This window comes from Pseudomonas sp. SWRI81 (assembly GCF_014268545.1).
Taxonomy (GTDB): domain Bacteria; phylum Pseudomonadota; class Gammaproteobacteria; order Pseudomonadales; family Pseudomonadaceae; genus Aquipseudomonas; species Aquipseudomonas hamedanensis.
In genome coordinates this window covers 1-2093 of sequence record NZ_JABWQS010000088.1, presented here as the reverse complement: position 1 = coordinate 2093, position 2093 = coordinate 1, and the positions used below count along the sequence as shown (strand labels likewise).

Genomic DNA, 2093 nt, shown 5'->3' with positions numbered 1-2093 from the left:
CGATGGCGGTGTGTCAGTTAAAAAAAACCTATCTGACACACCGCCATCGCGAGCAGGCTCACTCCTACAGGGGGCTGGTGAATACTCAGGCCTCGGTCAGATACCAGCGCCAGTCCTGCTCACCCACCTCAGCCATGAATTGCCGGTACTCGGCGCGCTTCACCGCCAGATATACCCCAAGAAATTCCTGCCCCAACGCCTCCCGCGCCCACGCGGAATTTTCCAGCGCCTGCAACGATGTCAGCCAATCGGTCGGTAACAGTTCTTTTGCCTGCGCATACCCATTGCCCTCGACCGGCTCGCCCGGATCCAGCTCTTCACGAATGCCGCGATGAATGCCGGCAAGAATCGCCGCTGCCGCCAGATACGGGTTGGCATCGGCGCCGCAGATGCGGTGCTCGATGTGTCGCGTGGGTGCCGGGCCGCCCGGCACGCGCAGGCTCACGGTGCGGTTGTCGACGCCCCAGGTCGGCGCCAGTGGTGCGTAGCTGTTGGCTTGAAAACGCCGGTAGGAATTAGCGTTCGGACAGAACAGCAGCAGCGAATCAAGCAGCGAGGCGAGCATGCCGCCAATTGCTGTGCGCAGCAGCGGGGTGCCGGCCGGGTCTTCGGACGCAAACAGATTTCGGCCCTCGCCATCGGCAAGGCTGACGTGCATATGCATGCCGGTGCCGGCCAGATCATCGAACGGCTTGGCCATGAACGTCGCTTGCATGCCGTGCTTGTGCGCCACGGCTTTGACCAGACGTTTGTAGCGCACCGCCTGATCCATCGCTGCCAGTGCCTCGCCATGTTCGAGGGTGATTTCCACCTGGCCCGGTGCGTATTCGGAAATCGCCGTGCGCGCCGGAATGCCGTGCAGTTTGCAGGCGCTGTAGAGGTCGGCGAGGAACGGTTCGATCTGCTCCAGTTCGCGCAGACCGTAGACCTGCGTGTGTCGCGGGCGGCCACCGTCAGCATCGAGCGCCGGTTGCGGTCGGCCGTTGTGATCGCGTTTCGCATCGAGCAGATAAAACTCCAGCTCGCAGGCCATCACTGGGTGATAGCCCTCGGCCCTGAGCGCGTCGATCACTTTGATCAGCAGATGGCGAGGGTCGGCGATGCTCGCTGGCAGGCCCTCGGTCGGGTGCATGCTGACCTGCACCGCCGCGGTCGGAATCTGCCGCCACGGCAGGCGCACCAGACTGCCTTCCAGCGGATAGGCGCGGCAGTCGATATCGCCGACGTCCCAGACCAGCCCGGAGTTTTCCACGTCTTCACCCTGAACGGTCAGGCCAAGGATGGTGCTCGGCAACGGGCGACCGCTTTCATAAACCGCGAGCAGTTCTTCGCGGTGCAACAGCTTGCCGCGCGGCACGCCGTTGGCGTCGAGGATAAACAGCTCGATCATGTCGATGTCGGGGTTCTGCTCAAGAAACTGACGTGCGTCTTCAATGGCTGCGAATTTCATAGCGTTCACTCACGATGGCGCCGCACAGGCGCGCAGATTCTGGCCGGACTCATGGAGGATGTTCCGGCAGGGATTTCAAATGGATTTCAGTCAGGGGTGACACAGAACCTGTGGCGAGGGCGCTTGTTTGCGCTGAGGCGCGAAGCGGCTCTCGCTTTATGATTCAAGGGCTGGGGACTGCCATGCAGTCCGGCGGGAGCAAGCTCCCTCGCCACAATGGATCTTTACTGACTGACAGAAATCAGCAGGCGATATCCGGCGGGCGTGCGGAGTGACGCAGTTTGGAGCGGCGCAGGGCCATGGGCAGATTGACGATGCGGTTCATACGCGGCCCCTGTTGCAGTGGGCGCGTATGGCAGAGACGTTCAACCTTTGGGGTTGTTGTGGTGACGTACTCATAACGCGTATTTCCGTTGGCGGAAAGCGTCGGCAGCAGGGCGAACCCCGGCGACCGGTGTGCCCGGATAGTAAGGGGGAATTTGCCGGCGTGTAAACGGGAGATTTTCCGGTGGCGCTTGCTGCATTTGGTCTGATTGAGCGAGTTGCCTTTTCGCGAGCAGGCTCGCTCCCACATTGGAATGCATTTGAACTGTGAGACCAGGCTCGTTCCCACATTGGAATGCATTTGAACTGTGAGACCAGG

At 61.4% G+C, this 2093-nt stretch carries 2 protein-coding genes; both read right to left on the bottom strand.

All coding sequences use genetic code 11. The features are described 5' to 3' along the window. Positions 1 to 85: 85 nt before the first annotated feature. Complete coding sequence (locus tag HU765_RS26535; protein WP_186624065.1) at positions 86 to 1450, bottom strand: glutamine synthetase family protein; 1365 nt, start codon at positions 1448 to 1450, stop codon at positions 86 to 88. A 241-nt stretch (positions 1451 to 1691) separates the two neighbouring features. Further along, a partial coding sequence (locus tag HU765_RS26970) for a hypothetical protein (protein ID WP_238344771.1) occupies positions 1692 to 2093 on the bottom strand: 402 nt, incomplete at its 5' end.